This is a genomic window from Filimonas zeae, from assembly GCF_014641615.1.
Classification (GTDB): Bacteria; Bacteroidota; Bacteroidia; order Chitinophagales; family Chitinophagaceae; genus Filimonas; species Filimonas zeae.
Map to the genome: position 1 here is coordinate 1355497 of NZ_BMIB01000003.1, position 19658 is coordinate 1375154.

The following is a 19658-nucleotide window of genomic DNA, read 5'->3' on the forward strand; positions in this document are numbered from 1 at the left end:
TGTTTTCACTAATCAATACCAACCGCAATATGAAACCGTTACTGGCCATTTGCATTACCCTGTTTGCAGCCGGTGCTGCCAAAGCACAAACACCACCTGCTGCGCCTTATATACCAGACGATACGGCTTTATACCGCACTATTGTACAGCAGGACAGTATTTTCTTCCATGCCTATAACACCTGCGATATGGCCACGCAGGAAGCCATGTACGCAGATAGTATTGAGTTTTATCATGATAAAGGCGGGTTGATGACTTCTAAGAAAGAGATACTGGAGTCTACCCGTAAATACATCTGCGGCAAGGTTACCCGCCAACTGCAACCCGGCAGTATTGAAGTATACCCCATAAAAGGTTTTGGTGCTGTAGAAATGGCCACACACCGTTTTCATAACAACCAGGAGCCGGATGCACCTTCGCACCCCGGCAAGTTTATTGTTATCTGGAAACAAAACGGCACACGCTGGCAGCTGAGCCGGATAGTGAGTTTGCATTAACGCGCTGTCAGCGCTTTCTTATCAGGGTTATTGCCCGGATAGATGCTTATTAAACAACTGTCTGTATACAAATGCACACAACAGCAGCAGTATACATAAGGTAAGCCATAGCGTATGAAAGCTGGTATGCTGCGCCAGCCAGAAACCACCTGCCGGTGCAGCAACCGTAGCAAAAGACCAGCACAAGGTATAGCCTGCCGCATACTGGCCGCGGTTAACTGCATTGCTGCGGGTAATAACAAATGAGTTGATAAAGGGTAGCGCCAGCATTTCGCCAGCAGTAAAAAACAGCACCGATAAAGCCAGTGCCACCACCGCAACGCTTGCGGGTAATAACAGCATCAGATACGCCATTCCCACAACGGCGGTTCCGGCTACAATATAAGAGCGCGACTGCCTGCGCCCTTCCAGGTGGCTTACCACCACCATTTCAAATAAGGCTATCAGTACGCCATTCATGCCCATCAGCACCCCTATAACAGATTCGTTCATGTTCCATACTGTTTTAAAGTACAGCGGGCCTACACGAAACAACAAGGAAAACGTAGTAGCAAACACAGCCGTTACCAGTAAAAAGTACACAAACACTTTATCCTGCCATGGCTTTAGTACTGCTTCGCTCACAACCTGCCCTGCTTTTTTCGCTTTTTCAGCCATCGCTTTTACAGAAGGCAGCAGCCACCAGATACAGGCACCAGCAATAATGCTACTGGCCCCATCTACCACAAACAGTAACTGGTAATTAAAAGAAGATATAATACCACCCAGGCTGGCACCCAACGCCCACCCAATATTACTGGCCAATCTGTTTAAAGAATAAGATCGTGTTTCCGTACCCGGCCGGGCATACGCCGCTACCGCCGTAAAATTGGCCGGGCGAAAAGCATCTGAAAAAAAGCTGATGACCACTGCCAGTACACACAGTAACGTAAAATCTTTTACTATAGAAAAGAGCAGAAAAAAACTGCCGCTGAGCAATAAAGAAAAAAGCTGCACCCGCCTGAACCCTGCTTTATCTGTAAACACCCCGCCACAGGCCGAACCCGCTACCGCACCCACTCCAAACAAAGTAATAATCCATCCCGCATCAGCAGTGGGGCGCTTTAACGATTGCGTAACATACAGGCTCATAAAAGGTACCGCCATGTTACCACAGCGGTTAATCAGTATTACTGCACTCAATAACCAGCTTTCACGGCCCAGGCCGGAAAAAGAACGTTTGTAGGTATCCGCAATCTGTTTAAACACCTGGCAAAGGTAAACAGATTCAATCCACAGCAGCAGCTATCCACTTCAGTTTCATTTCATAACATGTATAAGCAGCGTTTCACTGGATCTGATGTTCTTTATACAGGCACGTGTTTGTAATGAGGCAGCCAGACTATACATGTCAGAAATGCTGAAAAGGTCACCTTTTTTTCTAAAAAAGCGGGTAAATATTATCTCATAATTATGCTTTTACCGGCAACAAGTACCTGGCTTACTTGTTGAGTCATTATTAGTAGCCTAAATCATATTATATGAAAACCGAAAAACTAATTACAGGAGAGAGCATTGACGAGGTTTGTGCAAAAATCAAAGCCGATCTCACAGCTGAAGAGTTACTGACTGATTATCATGTAACCATCCACCAGGAAGACAAGAGTATCCAGCTGGATATGGATATTGACCTGGGGGGCGGCTTTGAGAGTGGTTATGAAATTACCACGCTTACCGCCGTGCTGCACGATACTCCTTTCCGTTTTGCTATTCATCCGCAGGATTTCCTGTACGAAATAGGAAAGCTGTTTGGCATACAGGATGTTACCATCGGCTATCCCGACTTCGACAAAAAGGTGATTGTTAAAACCAATGATGAAGAAGAGGTAAAACGCCTGTTTGAAGACGAAAGCATTCGTGTACTGTATCAGAATCTGGATGATTATCTGCTCAGCGTTACCGAGAATGAAAACTATCAGGTAATACTGGAGTTTACTATTCAGCGCGGCATTACCGATCCGGCAGAGTTACAGCAATTGTATACCTCTTTCTACAAAGTGCTGGTTCAGGTAGATTCTGCTATCCTTATTTAAAGGAGCAGTTAACGCCCGGTACGGCACACTTGCTATTTGCCTATGAGTAATTATCTTAAGTGAAATTACCGTAAGCGAATGCGTGCCAATAATATTGATGAGGTTATTACCTATTTAGAACACATTAAAAAGCCGGATGCTGCTTAGCAACATCCGGCTTATGCTATTTCAACAACGCTTTATTCTGCGTTTACTTGTTCAACCCATTCTCTGGCATTCACAAACGCTTCTACCCATGGCGAAACCTCATCCTTACGGCCGGCAGGGTAATTAGCCCAATGCCATTGGAAAACAGAACGCTCAATATGCGGCATGGTTACCAGGTGGCGGCCGGTGCTATCGCACAGGATACCGGTGTTAAAGCTGCTACCGTTGGGGTTGGCAGGGTAAGTTTCGTAACCATACTTAGCCACAATGTTATACTGGCTCTCTTCGTAAGGCATGCTGAATTTGCCTTCACCGTGCGATACCCATACACCCAGCGTGCTGCCCGCCAGCGACTTCAGCATTACAGAGTTGTTTTCCTGTATAGTAAGCGAAGTAAAAATGCTTTCGTGCTTATGGCTGTCGTTATGCAGCATACGCGGCTTTTCCGTATGTTCCGGGTTAATCAGCCCCAGTTCTACAAACAGCTGACAACCGTTACAAATACCAACAGAAAGCGTATCGTTACGTTTGAAGAAGTTTTCCAGCGCTACTCTTGCCTTTTCGTTGTACAGGAAGGCACCGGCCCAGCCTTTGGCGCTACCCAGTACATCTGAGTTAGAGAAGCCACCTACCGCACCCAGAAACTGAATATCTTCCAGCGTTTCACGGCCAGAAATCAGATCAGTCATGTGTACATCCTTTACATCAAAACCTGCCAGGAACATAGCGTTGGCCAGCTCTCTTTCAGAGTTACTGCCCTTCTCGCGTAATACGGCTGCTTTGGGGCGTGGTTTGGAAGCATCAATTACCGGCTTTTTACCCGTGAACTGTGCAGGAAACTGGTAGGTAAGTACGTGGTTTTTATAGTTGTCAAAACGCTCTTTCGCTTTCACTTTACCGCTCTGCTGCTGATCCAGCAGGTAGCTGGTTTTAAACCACACATCACGCAGCGTGTCAATAGCAAATTCATGCGTAGCGCCATCTTTGGTTACTGCCAGGGTAGCAGTACCGGTAACAGTACCAATTTTATGGAAGGCTACGCCCGCCTGCTGTAACACGGCTTCTGCGGCCGCATCTGCCTGAAATACCACACCGGCATTCTCCGCAAACAGCACCTCAATAATATCTTCTTTACCCAGTGCGCTCAGGTCAACATTCGCGCCCAGATTTCTGTCAGCAAAACACATTTCCAACAGGGTGGTAATTAAACCGCCGCTGCCAATATCGTGTCCGGCCTGTATATGTCCGGCTTTTATCAGCTGCTGTAATGCGTTAAACGCGTTTTTCAGCACACCGGCATCTCTGGCATCCGGTGCGGCATCACCAATCTTATTCAGTATCTGTGCAAAGGAACTGCCACCTAATTTGTAGCCGTCTGCGCTCAGGTTAATATAGTAAATGCTGCCACCGTTCTTTTGCAGTATCGGTTCTACCACCGCTGTAATATCATCGCAATGGCCACCGGCAGAAATAATAACGGTACCTGGTGCAATTACTTCGCTGCCGGGGTACTTCTGCTTCATGCTCAGCGAGTCTTTACCGGTAGGAATGTTAATGCCCAGTGCAATGGCAAATTCAGAACAGGCTTTTACTGCCTGGTATAAACGGGCGTCTTCGCCCTCATTTTTACAGGCCCACATCCAGTTGGCAGAAAGCGATACGCTTTTCAAACCATCCTGTAAAGGCGCCCATACAATATTGGTAAGTGCTTCGGCAATAGCATTGCGGCTGCCGGCACCTGCATCAATCAAGGCGGTTAAAGGCGAATGCCCTACCGAAGTGGCAATACCATGTTTACCCTGGAAGTCCAGCGCCATTACACCGCAGTTGTTTAAAGGCAGTTGTAACGGACCGGCGCATTGTTGTTTGGCTACACGGCCACCCACGCAACGGTCCACCTTGTTGGTCAGCCAGTCTTTACAGGCCACCGCTTCCAGCTGTAACAGTTGCTCCAGGTAGGTTTGCAGCTTTGCCGTATCATACGTAACCGGCGCATACTGGCGGGTTACCGTTTTATCTTCAATAGTAAGTTTGGGCGAGCTGCCAAACATATCACCCATGCCCAGGTTAATAGGCTTAATGCCTTTGCTTTCGCTTACAAAAGAAAAATGATGATCGCCGGTTACCTCACCTACGGTATACATAGGGCTGCGTTCGCGGTCAGCAATCTTCTTCAGCAGGTCAATATTTTCCTTACCAATCACCAGGCCCATACGCTCCTGCGATTCGTTGCCAATGATTTCTTTGGCACTCAGGGTAGGATCGCCTACCGGCAGTTTGTCCAGCTCAATACGGCCGCCCTTCTCTTCTACCAGTTCAGATAAACAATTCAGGTGTCCGCCCGCGCCATGGTCGTGTATAGATATAATAGTGTTATGATCGCTTTCTACCATACCTCTTACGGTATTGGCTGCTCTCTTCTGCATTTCGGGGTTAGAGCGCTGAATCGCATTCAGCTCAATGCCCGAACCAAAGGCACCGGTATCAGCGCTGGATACGGCTGCACCGCCCATACCAATACGATAGTTATCGCCCCCCAGTATTACAATCTGGTCGCCGGTGTCCGGAGTATGTTTTTTAGCCTGGTCAGCTTTACCATAACCCACGCCACCTGCCAGCATAATTACTTTATCAAAGCCCAGTTTGCGGCCTGCTTCTTCATGCTCAAAAGTGAGTACAGAACCGGTAATCAGGGGCTGTCCGAATTTGTTACCAAAATCCGTAGCACCGTTAGAAGCTTTAATCAGTATATCCATCGGCGTCTGGTACAGCCATTTTCTTTCGTCCATGCCTTTTTCCCAGTCGCGGTTTTCTTCCAGGCGCGATAAAGCGGTCATATACACCGCCGTACCTGCCAATGGCAACGAGCCTTGCCCGCCTGCCAGCCTGTCGCGTATTTCACCACCCGAGCCGGTGGCTGCGCCGTTAAAAGGCTCTACGGTAGTAGGAAAGTTGTGGGTTTCTGCTTTGATGGATATTACAGAATCAAACTCTTTAACTTCATAATACTCAGGCACATCCGGGCGTTTAGGTGCAAACTGCTGCACGGTAGGGCCCTTTACAAAAGCCACATTGTCTTTATAGGCAGAAACAATGCTGTTTGGATTTTCTTCTGAGGTTTTACGGATCATTTTAAACAGCGAAGCCGGCTGGGCTTCCCCGTCAATTACAAATGTTCCGTTGAATATTTTGTGGCGGCAGTGTTCGGAGTTTACCTGCGAAAAACCGAATACTTCGGAATCACTCAGTTTGCGGCCCAGCTTTTCACTTAAACCGTTCAGATAGGCTACTTCTTCTGCACTCAGCGATAAACCTTCCTGCTGGTTGTAAGCAGCAATATCGCTTATTTCCTGTACCGGCTCAGGCTGTATGTTAATGGTAAACAGTTCCTGCCCCAGTGCATCGTATTTCTGAAACAGCATATGGTCGTAACCGGTGGCATCTGCCTGTACCGGCTCAAACTCTTCAATACGCACAATACCCTCTATAGCCATGTTCTGTGTAATTTCCACGGCATTGGTACTCCACGGAGTAACCATGGCAGCCCTGGGGCCTACATAAAATCCTGGTAAAGTGGTTTCTGATTTAACTTGTGCGCCCCCGAATAACCAGCATAATTTTTCGGTATCTGACGGGGTAAGACTCTGGTTTACTTGTACTGCATAAACCCGGGACGGGATTTCGAAGAAGTAGATCCTGCTCATATTGGCCGCAAAGGTACCAAAAAGCGGCACTTGAGAAAGTTAGAAACCAGTATTTTGTAAGATTATTAAGGAAATGTGAACTCAGCAGCCGATTGCCTGGCTCAGAGAGGCAATGGTATGGTGCTTCAGATGCTGCACAATATTGGCCAGCAACTGCCGTATCTGCCGGTACTGATCGGGCTTGGTAATAAAACAGGTGGCCCCCAGTTTGTCTGCAATTTCTTTATCGCGCTGGTGCGAGGAGGTGGAATAAATAACCACGGGAATTTCCCGCAACTGATCGCGCTGCTTCAGCTTTTTCAGAAACTCCCAGCCGTTCATCACCGGCAGGTTAATATCCAGAAATATCAGATCGGGTTCCTGCCCTTTCTCCAGTTGATGAAAGGCTTCTTCCCCGCCGGCTGCTTCCCGGCATTCAACAGAGGCGTCGGCCGCTTCCAGGGCCTCTTTAAACAACTGCCTGTCATCTGCATCATCATCAATCAGCAAAAATTCCATATTCCGTTTTTATCAGATATTTGAGTGGGGTTGCCTTAACGGCAGGTGAACAGTAAATGTAGCGCCTTCGCCTTTAGTACCATGTGCTGTAAGCGTGCCATGGTGCCGCTCTGCTATTTTTTTGCAAAGTGCAAGCCCCAGCCCTGTTCCCTCATACTCATCCTTTGCGTTAAGCCTTGCAAAAGTATTAAATATTTTATCCGCATGCACCTGGTCAAACCCAATTCCGTTATCAGCCACCTCTATACGCACCCAGTCCTGCTCCTCTTCCCGCATTACCTCACTGCTGATGGTTATTACCGGCTGCCTGCCTTCTGCCGAAAACTTGAGCGAGTTATTAATCAGGTTATAAAACAACTGGTATATTAAAATGGGTGCCCCTTCCAGTGCCGGCAGGGGTATTCTTTGTATCCGGGCATTTTTCTGCTGAATGTATACTTCCAGGTCAGCCTCTATATGCGCAATGGTTTCCGTAAGGTTTACTACCGAAACTGTCTGCGCATCCGCATTCATGGTACTGTATTTCAGCACTCCTTCAATCATGGCATAAATACGGTCGGTAGCATTCATTACTTTTTCCAGAAACTCATGCGCCCGTTGTGGCAGCAGCTCACCATACTCATCCTGCAAACGGCCGCTGAAAGTTTTAATCTTACGCACAGGCTCCTTCAGGTCGTGGCTGGTTACATGCGCAAACTGCTGCAGATCGGCGTTGGATTGCCGTAGCGATCCGTTCAGCAGATTCAGTTCGCGGGTACGGTTCTTTACCTCCTGCTCCAGCAGTACAGATTGCTCCTCTATGCGTTTGCGGGCCAGTACCTGAAAGGTTACATCGGTGGCTACCACTATAATGCCGGTTACCCGGTTGTTAAAATCTTTCAGGGGCGAGTATATAAAGTTTACATATACCAGCTCTCTGCGCCCGTTGCGCTGCAGGTACACTTCATACTCCCTGCCTTCAAAAGCTTCACCGGTTTGCAATACCCCGGCCATCAGCTCATCAAAACCCTGCGTACGTACTTCCGGCAAACCTTCCCACAGGGGCCTGCCCACAAAAAGCTCCCGCTTTTTGCCTACCAGTTCCAGATATTTATCGTTGGCCACTTCCACAATAAATTCCCGTCCCCGCAGCACCGTAATACTTACCGGTGCCTGCATTACCAGGTCGCGGAAGCGTTTTTCCGTTTCCAGCCTTACCTGCTGCGCCCGTATCAGATTACTGATGCGGCCTGTCAGCTCGCGGGCCGAAAAAGGCTTTACCAGGTAATCATCTGCACCGGCATCCAGCCCTTCCACCTTGGCTTCTTCGCCCGCACGTGCGCTCAGAAACACTACCGGTATCTGGCTGGTATCCGGATGTTGCCGCAAAGCTTTCAGTAATCCAAAACCATCCAGCCCCGGCATCATAATATCGGTAAGCACCAGTGCCGGCTTTTGTGCCAGCGCCAGGCGATACGCTTCGCGCCCGTCTACCGCCGTCACTACCCCAAACTGGGGCGATAACAAGCGCAACACATAATCCCGCATATCGGCATTATCATCTGCCAGCAGCACCAATGGTTTGGTGCCATTCACCACCAACGGTTGTACGTCCGCTGTTTCCTGTGCTCCCTGTGGTGCTGCATTGCCCGTATGCGGCAGCCACTTCAGCGCCTCTTCTACAAAGGCAGCAGCACCCGGTGTGGTATTTACCTGTTCGGGGGTTACAATTCTGTCCTGCGGTAAATGTGCGCTACCCACAGGTATGGTAACCGAAAAAGTACTGCCCTGCCCCGGCGTACTGCTTACTGCAATAACACCGTGGTGCAGTTTCACCAGCTCTTTAACCATAGCCAGGCCAATGCCAGAGCCTTCCTGGCTGCGGCCCCCTGTGTTTTCCACCCGGTGAAAGCGGTCGAATATGCGGCCCTGCTGCTCTTCCGGAATACCAATACCCGTATCGCTTACCGCTACGGTAACGGCATTATGTAGCTGTACTATACTAATATCTATTACGCCCTGGTGGGTATACTTAAAGGCATTGGATACCAGGTTCAGCATAATCTTCTCCCACATATCCCTGTCAGCATACACCGGTGCGGTAATTTCCCCGGCTGTAATCCGCAGTTCCATACCCGCCTTTTCAATGGCAGAACGGAAAGTACTTACCAGGTCTTCTGTAAACGAAACAATATTCACCTGCTCAAACTGCCCTTCCAGCCGCCCTGCTTCAATACGCGAAAAATCCAGCAGGGTGTTTACCAGCTTCTGCATCCGCAGGGCATTCCGGTAAGCCACTTCCATACGAAAGCGGTTTTCTTCCGAAAGGCTGTCATCCTGCAACGCCTCTTCTACCGGCCCCAGCAATAAGGTAAGCGGGGTACGGAATTCGTGGCTGATATTGGAAAAGAAAGTGGTTTTTGCCCGGTCTATCTCCGCCAGTGCTTCTGCCCTTTTCCGTTCTTCTTCCAGGGAGTGTACGTTGGCAAAACTGGTAGCTATCTGGTCGCTGAGCAGCGAAAAAAAGCCTGCATATTTTTCATCCAGCAGCCGGTACGGGTTTACACCTATAACCAGCGCGCCGTATAAACCCTTAGAGGTGGCCTGTTGCAAGGGCAGTACCATCATTTTGTCGGGTGCTACGGCCCATGCGCCCGATGGCATTTCTCCTATAACTGTCTTCAGCTGTTCCTGCACCTGCCATTGCCTTTCTTCTGCCGCTTTTTTTACCTTTTCAGCAAAAAGTCCCTTATCTGTCAGGTTGAAAATGGCAGGCACCTGCTGTTGCGCTGCACCCAGTTGTGTATGATGAGAAAGCCGGAAAACATCCCCTTCCGCCTCGTAAAACAGGGCAAACGGAAAATCGTGCGTGTTTTCGGCCAGGGTTTCAATAGTCTTAGCTGCTATATCACTATTGCTGCGGCAATCGTTCAGCCGTTTGCCCAGGGTGGTAAGGGTGCGCAGCTGCCTGCCGCTGATTACCTTGTCGGTATCATCGGTGTTATAACAGATCATACCTTCCGTGCCACCGTTATCGCCCGGTATGGGTGTATAAGAGAAGGTGTAATAGGTTTCTTCGGCATAACCATTCCGCTCCATAATCAGCAACTGCGATTCGGTATAAATGCCCTCATCCTTCTCCATTACCTGCTTCAGCATAGGGTCAATATCTTTCCAGATATCTTTCCACACCACAGAGGCGGGTTTACCCAGCGCCTGCGGATGTTTGCCGCCCACAATGGCTTTATAAGGATCGTTGTAGAATTTTATCAACTCTTTACCCCAGCCAATCCAGATAGGCTGGCGGGAAGTAAGCATAATACGTATACAGGTACGCAGGCTGTGTGGCCAGGTGTGCACAGGCCCCAGTGATGTGGCTGACCAGTCAATTTCCCTTATCCTCTGTCCTAATTCACCTCCTCCTGCAAGAAATTCCGGTACCGGCATTGTTTCAGTAAGCGTTTTGTCAGACATGTTGTTAAAAATACCCCAAAACACTTATACTCAATACGCATGCCGTTATTGCAAAAAAAGAGGAGCCTGTTGCCAGGCCCCTCATCATGGGTATGTATTCTTTGTACTCGGGAAAAACAAATTAAGCAACCGGTGCAGGCTCGGTAAGGTTAAACTTACCGGTAGTTTTAATAGCCCCCATACCACCGTTTACATCAATCAGATTATTATAACCTCTGGCTTTCAGAATAGAAATAAATATCATAGAACGGTAACCACCTGCGCAATGCACGTAGTAGGTTTTAGAAGCATCTACCTGGTCCATGGTATCATTCAGAAAATCCAGTGGCAATGTTTTAGCGGTATCAATGTGGCCCGAGTTAAATTCACCCGGCTTACGCACGTCCAGAATATCAATGTCCGAAGCAGTATAAGCATCATGCAGTTCATCTGCGCTGATACTAACAATGCTGTCTGTTTCTTTACCCGCAGCAGCCCATGCTTCCACACCACCTTCCAGGTAGCCAATAGCATTGTCGTACCCTACACGGGCCAGGCGTGTTACCACTTCTTCTGCACGGCCTTCATCGGTAATCAGCAGAATAGGGTGTTTGTGGTCGGTAATCAGCGCACCTACCCAGGGGGCAAAGTTGCCGTCAATACCAATATTAATAGAATTGGGTATAAATCCTTTGGCAAACACCTGCGGTTTGCGGGTATCCAGCAGTAAAGCACCGGTTTCATTGGCAACCGCCTCAAATGCAACTGCATCCAGCGCACGGGTACCGTGTTTTACCACCTCTTCAATATTATCATACCCCTGCTGGTTCATCATTACGTTGGTAGGAAAATAAGCAGGCGGGGGCAGTAAACCGGTAGTAACTTCTTTTACAAATTCCTCTTCTGTCATATCAGCACGCAACGCGTAGTTGGTTTGCTTCTGATGGCCTAAAGTATCGGAAGTTTCTTTACTCATGTTTTTACCGCAGGCACTACCGGCGCCATGTGCAGGGTATACCACCACATCATCAGCCAGGTGCATAATACGGTCGCGCAATGAATGGAACATCATACCAGCCAGTTCCTCTTTGCTCTTGCCTACAAACTGCTGTGCCAGATCAGGACGGCCAACATCGCCTATAAACAGGGTATCGCCCGAAAACAGCGCTACGTTTTTACCGCTGGCATCAGATAACAGATAGCAGGATGATTCCAGGGTATGGCCTGGTGTATGAATAAGCGTGATAGTTACATCACCTACTTTAAACACTTCGTTGTCTTTACCAATATGCGCTTCGAAAGAAGGCTTTGCAGAAGGGCCGTATACAATAGATGCACCGGTAGCCTTTGCCAGATCAACGTGACCAGAAACGAAATCTGCGTGAAAATGGGTTTCGAATATATATTTAATAGTAGCACCGTTCGCCTTCGCCTTCTCTACATAAGGTTTTGTCTCACGCAAAGGATCAATAATAGCGGCTTCATTGCCACTCTGAATATAATATGCACCCTGTGCCAGGCAACCCGTATAAATCTGTTCAACTTTCATAAGCGTTCTTTTCTACTGTGATTAACAATGCAAATGTGACATATTATTTATTTCCTGATTGTGACATTTGTTACATTTAAGAAGATTCTTTAAAAGCTGCCGTAACAGCAAGCGGAAAAATACAGATAAAACCCGCCCATAAAAGGCAGCAATCCATATAAAAAACTGATTAACAACCCATTAAACACACCCGCATTTTACCGCGCTTTTTTTAACCGATTGCCTGTATGGTTTAATCGGAAATTAAGATTATCTACAGAATAGATTGGTAAGTTTACAATATGTATACAACCATCCGACTGATCGTAGCATCCCTGCTACTGTGTACTTCTGTGTGCGCCCAGCAACAAAAGGATACCAGCTTTCCTTCGCCGCTGCGCCCCCTCATCATTCCCACCGCCATGGTTGCCTACGGCGTAGCTGCCCTGCACACCTCCGTACTGGAAAACTGGAATACAGAGGTACATGAACGTGTAGCGGTAGATCATCCCGAAAAAAAAATACATATAGATGATTACCTGCAATGGTCACCAGCCGTAGCCGTATACGCCTTAAACCTTACGGGTATAAAAGGCAAACACCGCATTATAGACCGCACTTTTCTGTTTGGCTTATCCAATCTTATCCAGGGGGGTGTTACCCATGTGGTAAAGAGAGCGGTACAGGAGCCAAGGCCCGATAAATCCAACAACCTCTCCTTCCCTTCCGGCCATACGGCTACCGCCTTTGCCAACGCCGAGTTTATGCGTATGGAATACAAAGATGTATCGCCCTGGTATGGTATAGCCGGTTATGCCGCAGCTGCCACCACCGGTTACCTGAGAATGTATAACAACCGGCATTGGTTAAGCGATGTAATTGCAGGCGCGGGTGTGGGCATATTGTCTACCCAGGCAGCTTATTTTCTGTACCCACGGGTAGTAAAGCTTCTCGTTAAAAAACCATCCCAATCTCCTTATGCGGGCAACGCAGGCCTGTAGTAAACCCACGCGCGGCGTTTGTCATAACTACTGAATCTATGGTATCCGAAACCGGTTTCAGCGCTTTTCAGTGCCTGTTTGTACCCTGTTTACGTTACCTTGCGGCTTTTATCCGGTATTCTCATGAGAAAAAGCTGTTACTACCTCTTCCTTCCGTGCATTCTGTTACTTCTGTTATATCCGGCTTTTACTCCCCTGCACGCCCAAACCCCGGCCACACTTGCACAGCTGGAAGCCCGGCTGCTGAAAGGCGAATTTGATACCGGCCTGGTGTCGGATCTCATGCGCACCGGACGCTTTTTTATTGATAAAAACGGCAGCGCACCGGCTGATATAGACAGCGCTTTGCGCACCGCCGGCAATCTGGCCAATGCCAGCCGCAAAAACAACTACCAGCGCGGCATAGGGCTGGCACAGCTGCTACAGGCTATGGCACAGCGGGAAACCGGGCAGCAGCAGGAAGCCCGGCGCACCACACTACAGGCTTTCAGGCACCTGAGCCAGTATGGCACCCTGGAAGACCAGGCCGAAGCTATTCTGGAGCACGGGGCCGCTTACGACAACAGCGATAAAGAAATTGCAGAAAAAATAAAGTATTACGAACAGGGCGCAGCGCTTTACGGCCGCCTGAACCGGACGCTGAAACAGGCCCAGCTGAAAGAATTTATAGGCGATCTGTATCATGTAAAAAGAGATTACAGTACTGCTATAGATGTACTTACCCAATCGCTGGCGCTGTACCAGCGTGTGCACTACAACCGGTTACAGGGCATTTACGCTTTAATGGGCGTAGTATATTCCGAGCTGGATATGTATGTAAAAGCACTGCAATACAACCTGATGGCCGTTAAAACAGCAGAACAGCTGGGCGATAACAGCAGCCTTATGATTGCCATTTACAACCGGCTGGGCGTGTTTTATGCAGACACGTATGCTGACAGCCTGGCCATAGTATATTATACCAAAGGCCTTAAACTGGCGCGTCAGCTGAAAGACAGTTCCGGCATTCAAAACCTGCTGATTAACCTTTCGGATATTTATAAACAAACCAAACGCTACCAGCAGGCATTAGATACCCTTAAACTGGCAGAAAGCATACAGCCGCTTACGGATGATAACGACAGGGCTTATTTTGCCATGCTGTACCTGAAAACGCTGATACCGCTGCAAAACATGGTAAAAGCCAAACCTTATTTTGAACAGCTCAACAGCCTGTATAATAATGGCAACCTGCACCCCAGGGTACAACAATCTGTACGGTTGCAGCTGGCTACCTACCTGCAGGCCAATAAACAGTACGCCGCATCTGCCCCTTTTTTATCCGCCTTCGACCAGCATAAAAAAGAATATCCGGTATCTGTACAGCGTAGCGCCATTGCAGAGCGGTTGTGGGCAAAAGCAGATTCAGCCGCCGGTAACATTGCTGCCGCACTGGAACATTTTCAGCAATACAAAGCCTTATCAGATTCCGCCTTATCTATAGATAAGGCCCGGCAGATGGGGCAATTACAGCTGGCGTTTGAAACAGAGAAGAAAGACAAAGACATAGCCCTGCTGCAACACCGGGATACCCTGCAGCAAACCAGCCTGCAACGCGAAAGAAACATACGGCATATTATTATAGGCGCTGTTATATTGCTGCTGGCGTTTTGCGGCACTTTGTACCAGGCTTACCGCATTAAACAAAAAGCAAACGGCCAGTTGAAACAACAGCAGCACGCTATTCACCAACAGAACGAACAACTGAAAAAGCTGCTGGGCGAAAAAGAGTGGCTGCTGAAAGAGATTCACCACCGGGTAAAAAACAACCTGCAGATTGTTATAAGCCTGCTCAACAGCCAGAGCGCTTACCTGGATAACGAAGCCGCCATTGCCGCTATACAAAACAGTCAGCACCGCATGCACGCCATGTCGCTGATACACCAGAAACTGTATCAGACCGATAACCTTACCACCATTAATATGCCCTGGTATTTCCGCGAGCTGGCCGATTACATGAAGCATTGCTTTAGCATTGAGCGGAAAATTGAATTTGCCCTGAACATTGCACCGGTTGAGCTGGATGTGGTGCAGGCCGTACCCGTGGGGCTGATACTGAACGAAGCAGTAAGCAATGCCATTAAATACGCCTTCCCCGGCAACCGCCGCGGCACCATTTCCATATCTCTGCAAACAGCGGGTGAACACTGCCTGCTTTCCATTGCGGATAATGGTATTGGCTTACCCGAAGGGTTTGACCCTGCCGCCAGCGATTCACTGGGCATGAATCTGATGCAGGGGTTGAGCGCCCAGCTGGGTGGCGAACTGGAATTACTGAATGATAATGGTTTGTTTATCCGCCTGCGCTTTACTACTACGCATACACTTCCGGTTAGCAACTGATACAGAAAGTAGCGCAACAACTGTTCTGGCATAGCGTGCTGCACTGCAAACGTGACGGTTTTAGCGGCCCCGTGTAAATGCCTCAGCCAGCTCTACCGCACGGTATGCGTTTACAATGCCTGCCGTGCGGCATAACGCTGCCATTGTTATAAGCTGCCGGTTGGTTTGTGGCTGGTATACCATGCCCTCCACTTTGGTTACAGAGGCTTCAATCAGCTGTTTTATCTGCACGGCAGACAATTGGGGGTAATAGGCTTTTAGTACCGCCGCAATTCCGGTTACCACCGGTGCGGCCATACTGGTACCGCTACGTGGCTGGTACTCATGCACTATTGTTCCGGCCCGCAGCAGCCCTACGGTAGAATACACCTGCATACCGGGGGCAAACACATCTACTGTTTCGCGGCCGTAATTAGAAAAAGGAGAAACCAGTTCTTCCCGCAGCGGGCCGCTGGCACCTACAGTAAGCATATTGGGTATTAACCGCCGGCTTTTACGGTAACGATTGGTGGGGTAATCAGGTAAACTATCCAGGTTAATACCGCTGTTACCTGCCGCCTTAACTATCAGTACATCTTTACGCCTGGCATACTCAATGGCTTCTTCCACCCACTGCTGCTGTGGAGACCAGGCTTTGCCAAAACTCATGTTAATAATCTGCGCCCCATTGTCTACTGCATACCGTATGGCCAGCGCCACATCTTTATCGTGCTCATCGCCATCGGGCGTAACCCGCACCATCATCAGCTGCACGTTATCAGCAATGCCATCTACCCCTATGCCGTTATTACGCACCGCGCCAATAATGCCCGAGGCATGTGTGCCGTGCAGCATGTTTTCTGCCATTACATTACTGTTGCCATAAAAGCGGTCTTTCAAATTAAAGTAGTCGTCTTTAACTACTGCCGCCCGGTAATCTGCCGGTGGGGTGTCTGGTATTTTTACCAGCAGCTGCATGCTGTCCATTACCGGCTTCAACGCCTGGGGTAATGTTTTATTGGTGGTGCCCGGTTTTACTTTGGCAAATAAACGGGCATAGAAAAAACGCTCCATTTTCAATATCCTGTCATCCGTTGTAAACGCCTCCACCTCTTTACCTGTATAGGTATCCATTGCCAGCAGGTGCTGAAACAGGGTATCCCAACGTGGATAGCTGTTTTGCAGGTAAGACTGTAATTCATCTACTGCCCGCTGCGCCTCTGTATTCCGCGCCAATGCCCTGGCACTTCTCAGCCAGTCGCTATACAGCTTTCTATCTTTTGCAGCCAGCTGCCGTTCATCTGTAACCTTAGCAAAGCGGCTTTTGTGTGCATAATAAAAGCGTGTACCCTCGTCAGAATCACGAATCAGGTTATGGTGTACATCAGCAGTATCGCCTATAAAGTTCCAGCCAAACACATCGCCTTTATATCCGTTGCCATCATTATCCCGGCCATTATTCTGCTCGCCGGGGTTATGCCATAATACCGGCCGCAGATCTTCATGCAGGGTATCTATACCGGAATCAATTACCGCTACCAGTACTGTGCGGGGTGTTTTACCCTTCAGCAATGTTGTATAAGCGCTGTTAATACCAATGCCCCACACCCCATCATGCACTTTATCCAGCAAATGCCAGTTCTGCGGCACCGTAGTTTGCTGAGCAACCGCACCACCCCAACACGCTATCAGGCCGCTCATCAGCCCCGCGCTTAACCGTATAAACATAGTAGTATACATTATGTAGCTATGTTAAGACGGCTCAGTACAACTTTTGTCACGGTACGGGATAAAAACCACCGGTAAACCGGTTACCTGAAATACACCTGCTTTTTACGAAAGTTAAGACTGGTATTATAACACTTTAAAAATTCAGTGCCCAACAATCCGTCCAGCGCCGTTTTATCGGTAGCTGCGTCGTACTGCATGTTGTTATCCGTTATCAGGGTTAACATATTGGCAAACTCCACCGGCCCAATTTCAGCCCGTTTCAGGTTCGCCCTATCCACCCATACGCTTGTGCCCTCCTGGCCTACCATACTCACTTCATCCCACTGATCCATCCAGGGTGCTGCCAAAGCTTTTTTACTGGTAAACAGTACATTGTTAGCTGCTCCACAATCAATACCCATTCTCAGCACATGCTCCCCTATGTTCATCATAACTACCGGTATATGGCGGCGCATTTCAAACGGCGCAGCGTACTTTACCGGTGGCTGCTGCACGCTGGCAGCGGTATAGTTACCCAGGCTATCTGTTTTTATCAGCAACAGGTTCCGCTGCTGCATCCGAAAGCATACTTCAAAATCGCGGATGGTGTTATAACCAATAGAACCCAGCACAGGCAGCCCATCTTCGTAATCTGCTTCCGGCTCTGGCATTACCATAGCGGCAAAGTTGCGCAGGGTAAATGCCCCTACCTGTAAATTGCGCATGCGGCGTATATTAACGCCTTCCATGCGGCCATTAATACCCGTATACCCCATTTCAGCAGGCATGGGCAGCAGCGAATCGGTAAAATACTGGCGGTTCAATATCATTTCCGGCGATCCGGTATCCAGTAAAAACCAGCCTTCCCGGCCGTCCACCGCACCTTTTATGTAAATTAACCCGTTGCGAAAATCAAAGGGTACCGACAGCGTATCCGGCGCTTCCAGCTGCCGCAAGGCAACCGGCTTTGCCGCACCGGCAATGGTGGCATTCTTTATAATATTCAGTTCGTCAATTTTTCCCTGCCGGTTAATATGATAGCTGGGGGTACCTGCCTTACCTGTCTGATATTGTAATTCCAGCGAAACCAGCGTACCGGTGCTATCCGGTTCTGCTTTTAGTATACGGTAACCTGTTACTGCAGGAAATTTTTCCAGTATAGCGGGTATTAACCGCGCGTTAATGCCTCTGGGCAAATTGCCAATACGGCAGCTGTCATCCAGCAGCGGCAGCATCAGGGCAGTATTATGCTGCGCAAGTGCCTGGTAAACACTGTCTGTTTTTTCAGTAAAATGTTGCTGTTGTGCCTGTATTTTACCGGTGCCGGATAGTACTATACCCAGTGCAGCGGCCCATGTGTAGTTCAGTTTCATAATCAGTTTGTACCCTGTATAACACATAAACGCAGAAAATTACCCCATGCGGAGCGGAAAAGTTTGTTCTTCATCCGCCGGAAAACAGCACTGAAAATGCAAAAGGCCCGCGCTTGCGGACCTTTTTTATTCGTTTCAGCCTTATGTACAGGCATTCTCTTTTAAAATACTAACACAAATCCATGTTATCCATTAAAAAGGAAAAGCTTTTGTACCTCTTTTCAGGAACATTCTGCCTTCTCCTATTTTATTACCCTGGCACAGTACATCCACTTTGTAATCACCTGCGTTCAATTTGGTGGGCGGCGTCCAGGTATATTCTACTTTGGTGCCTTTTTTCTTATCGTAGTTGGCATTTACTTTAGCAGTGTATACTTTCTGAATACCACTTCCTGCAGTAACCCCCGAGTTAGGATCAATTTTTCCGGTGGCAGCTGTAGCTTTAGGGTCCGCTTTAGTTTTACCCTGCTCTTTTGCACTTGCCACTGCTTTCGCTTCTGCGCTGCCTGCATTGGGGCCGGATAAAATAAGCTGCAACTCACGGGAACCGGAAGACTGAGCATCATCCTTCGCCAATACAAAAGAAACTTTAATACCTGCGGTAAATTTAGACAGGCCACCTGCTTTTTCAGCACCATCGGGCGATACCGGTACTACCTGCATATCCGTTACACGTAAAGGGCGGGCACCTTCGCTGGTGGTAGTGGGGTAACCAGACTTACCAGTCATTTCAGCAAATTGCAGCGTACGGGTGTTTACCACCACAGTATCCCCGTTAATAACCTGAAAGGTTTCTCCGGCTTGTTTGCGGGCAATCAGTTCTTCGTTCTGGCGTTTCAGTGATTCCACTTCTTCCATCAGATCCTGAATTTTTGCACGCAATTCCTGAATTTTCTGTCTGGCAGCATTCAGATCGCGGTCTTTTTCCTTCACTATTTTCTCCATATCGCTGTTCAGCGATTCAATTTCTTTCTTCTTGCTTTCCAGTTCGTTCTGTAAATCGAGACCGGTGGTACTCAGTGAGTCCATTTTCTGCAATACCGTGTTGTATTCTTCTTTGGCCGAAGCACGGGAAGAATCGAACGACATCTGCAGCGATATCCATTCAGATTGCTTTCTGGATTTATCATAAATAACCCAACCGCCCAGCCCTAACAGGCCCAGCAGCAGCACAATAGCAGCGATTAAAAAGAATCCTCCAGGGCGCTTTTTCTTCTTTTTCGCCTCAATTTCTTCCTCCTCCTGTCGCTCCTGTTGCTCCAGTTCATCTTCTTCGTAGTTAAAATCCAGATTGACCATAGTTATTGTTGCTAGCTTAACAAAGTGTGGTCATCA

General features: G+C 48.4%; 12 protein-coding genes. 4 read left to right on the forward strand and 8 right to left on the reverse strand.

Translation table 11 applies throughout. The features are described from left to right. Window positions 1-29 precede the first annotated feature (29 nt). Window positions 30-497: a nuclear transport factor 2 family protein gene (locus IEY13_RS18470; RefSeq protein WP_188954850.1), complete on the forward strand. Its 468-nt coding sequence runs from the start codon at window positions 30-32 to the stop codon at window positions 495-497. A 27-nt stretch (window positions 498-524) separates the two neighbouring features. On the opposite strand, the gene IEY13_RS18475 is transcribed toward IEY13_RS18470, so the two are convergent. Then, complete coding sequence (locus tag IEY13_RS18475) at window positions 525-1745, reverse strand: MFS transporter (RefSeq protein ID WP_188954852.1); 1221 nt, start codon at window positions 1743-1745, stop codon at window positions 525-527. A 272-nt stretch (window positions 1746-2017) separates the two neighbouring features. Here IEY13_RS18475 and IEY13_RS18480 point away from each other — a divergent pair, with 272 nt between their 5' ends. Further along, entirely contained in the window at window positions 2018-2569 is a 552-nt protein-coding gene (locus tag IEY13_RS18480; RefSeq protein WP_188954854.1) for a hypothetical protein, read from the forward strand. A 179-nt stretch (window positions 2570-2748) separates the two neighbouring features. Here IEY13_RS18480 and purL read toward each other — a convergent pair whose 3' ends face one another. From purL to IEY13_RS18500, 4 genes are all read right to left on the reverse strand, one after another. Next, window positions 2749-6420, reverse strand: a complete 3672-nt coding sequence (gene purL, locus IEY13_RS18485; protein ID WP_188954856.1) for a phosphoribosylformylglycinamidine synthase — start codon at window positions 6418-6420, stop codon at window positions 2749-2751. Window positions 6421-6501: 81 nt separating this feature from the next. Beyond that, the gene (locus tag IEY13_RS18490) at window positions 6502-6918 is read right to left on the reverse strand and encodes a response regulator (RefSeq protein WP_188954858.1); all 417 of its coding nucleotides are present in this window, start codon (window positions 6916-6918) and stop codon (window positions 6502-6504) included. A gap of 12 nt (window positions 6919-6930) precedes the next feature. Continuing rightward, window positions 6931-10371: an ATP-binding protein gene (locus IEY13_RS18495; RefSeq protein WP_188954860.1), complete on the reverse strand. Its 3441-nt coding sequence runs from the start codon at window positions 10369-10371 to the stop codon at window positions 6931-6933. Between the two features lie 121 nt (window positions 10372-10492). Next, entirely contained in the window at window positions 10493-11899 is a 1407-nt protein-coding gene (locus tag IEY13_RS18500; protein WP_188954862.1) for an MBL fold metallo-hydrolase, read from the reverse strand. 281 nt (window positions 11900-12180) lie between these two features. Here IEY13_RS18500 and IEY13_RS18505 point away from each other — a divergent pair, with 281 nt between their 5' ends. Together IEY13_RS18505 and IEY13_RS18510 are read left to right on the forward strand one after the other, a co-directional pair. Beyond that, on the forward strand, window positions 12181-12879 hold the full coding sequence (locus IEY13_RS18505) for a phosphatase PAP2 family protein (protein WP_229687911.1): 699 nt from the start codon (window positions 12181-12183) through the stop codon (window positions 12877-12879). A 123-nt stretch (window positions 12880-13002) separates the two neighbouring features. Further along, on the forward strand, window positions 13003-15261 hold the full coding sequence (locus IEY13_RS18510) for a sensor histidine kinase (protein ID WP_188954864.1): 2259 nt from the start codon (window positions 13003-13005) through the stop codon (window positions 15259-15261). A gap of 60 nt (window positions 15262-15321) precedes the next feature. On the opposite strand, the gene IEY13_RS18515 is transcribed toward IEY13_RS18510, so the two are convergent. From IEY13_RS18515 to IEY13_RS18525, 3 genes are all read right to left on the reverse strand, one after another. Continuing rightward, a complete protein-coding gene (locus IEY13_RS18515) occupies window positions 15322-16980 on the reverse strand; it encodes a S8 family serine peptidase (protein ID WP_188954866.1) in 1659 nt (552 codons plus the stop codon). 71 nt (window positions 16981-17051) lie between these two features. Beyond that, a complete protein-coding gene (locus IEY13_RS18520) occupies window positions 17052-18323 on the reverse strand; it encodes an aspartyl protease family protein (RefSeq protein ID WP_188954868.1) in 1272 nt (423 codons plus the stop codon). Window positions 18324-18515: 192 nt separating this feature from the next. Continuing rightward, window positions 18516-19622 (reverse strand): DUF8428 domain-containing protein, encoded by a 1107-nt coding sequence (locus tag IEY13_RS18525; RefSeq protein WP_188954870.1) that lies wholly within the window; start codon window positions 19620-19622, stop codon window positions 18516-18518. Window positions 19623-19658 lie beyond the last annotated feature (36 nt).

Bases quoted from the DNA above. Each gene is read 5' to 3' on its own strand.
- IEY13_RS18470 (WP_188954850.1), top strand. From the start codon at position 30: ATGAAACCGTTACTGGCCATTTGCATTACCCTGTTTGCAGCCGGTGCT.
- IEY13_RS18480 (WP_188954854.1), top strand. From the start codon at position 2,018: ATGAAAACCGAAAAACTAATTACAGGAGAGAGCATTGACGAGGTTTGT.
- purL (WP_188954856.1), bottom strand. From the start codon at position 6,420: ATGAGCAGGATCTACTTCTTCGAAATCCCGTCCCGGGTTTATGCAGTA.
- IEY13_RS18490 (WP_188954858.1), bottom strand. From the start codon at position 6,918: ATGGAATTTTTGCTGATTGATGATGATGCAGATGACAGGCAGTTGTTT.
- IEY13_RS18495 (WP_188954860.1), bottom strand. From the start codon at position 10,371: ATGTCTGACAAAACGCTTACTGAAACAATGCCGGTACCGGAATTTCTT.
- IEY13_RS18500 (WP_188954862.1), bottom strand. From the start codon at position 11,899: ATGAAAGTTGAACAGATTTATACGGGTTGCCTGGCACAGGGTGCATAT.
- IEY13_RS18505 (WP_229687911.1), top strand. From the start codon at position 12,181: ATGTATACAACCATCCGACTGATCGTAGCATCCCTGCTACTGTGTACT.
- IEY13_RS18510 (WP_188954864.1), top strand. From the start codon at position 13,003: ATGAGAAAAAGCTGTTACTACCTCTTCCTTCCGTGCATTCTGTTACTT.
- IEY13_RS18515 (WP_188954866.1), bottom strand. From the start codon at position 16,980: ATGTATACTACTATGTTTATACGGTTAAGCGCGGGGCTGATGAGCGGC.
- IEY13_RS18520 (WP_188954868.1), bottom strand. From the start codon at position 18,323: ATGAAACTGAACTACACATGGGCCGCTGCACTGGGTATAGTACTATCC.
- IEY13_RS18525 (WP_188954870.1), bottom strand. From the start codon at position 19,622: ATGGTCAATCTGGATTTTAACTACGAAGAAGATGAACTGGAGCAACAG.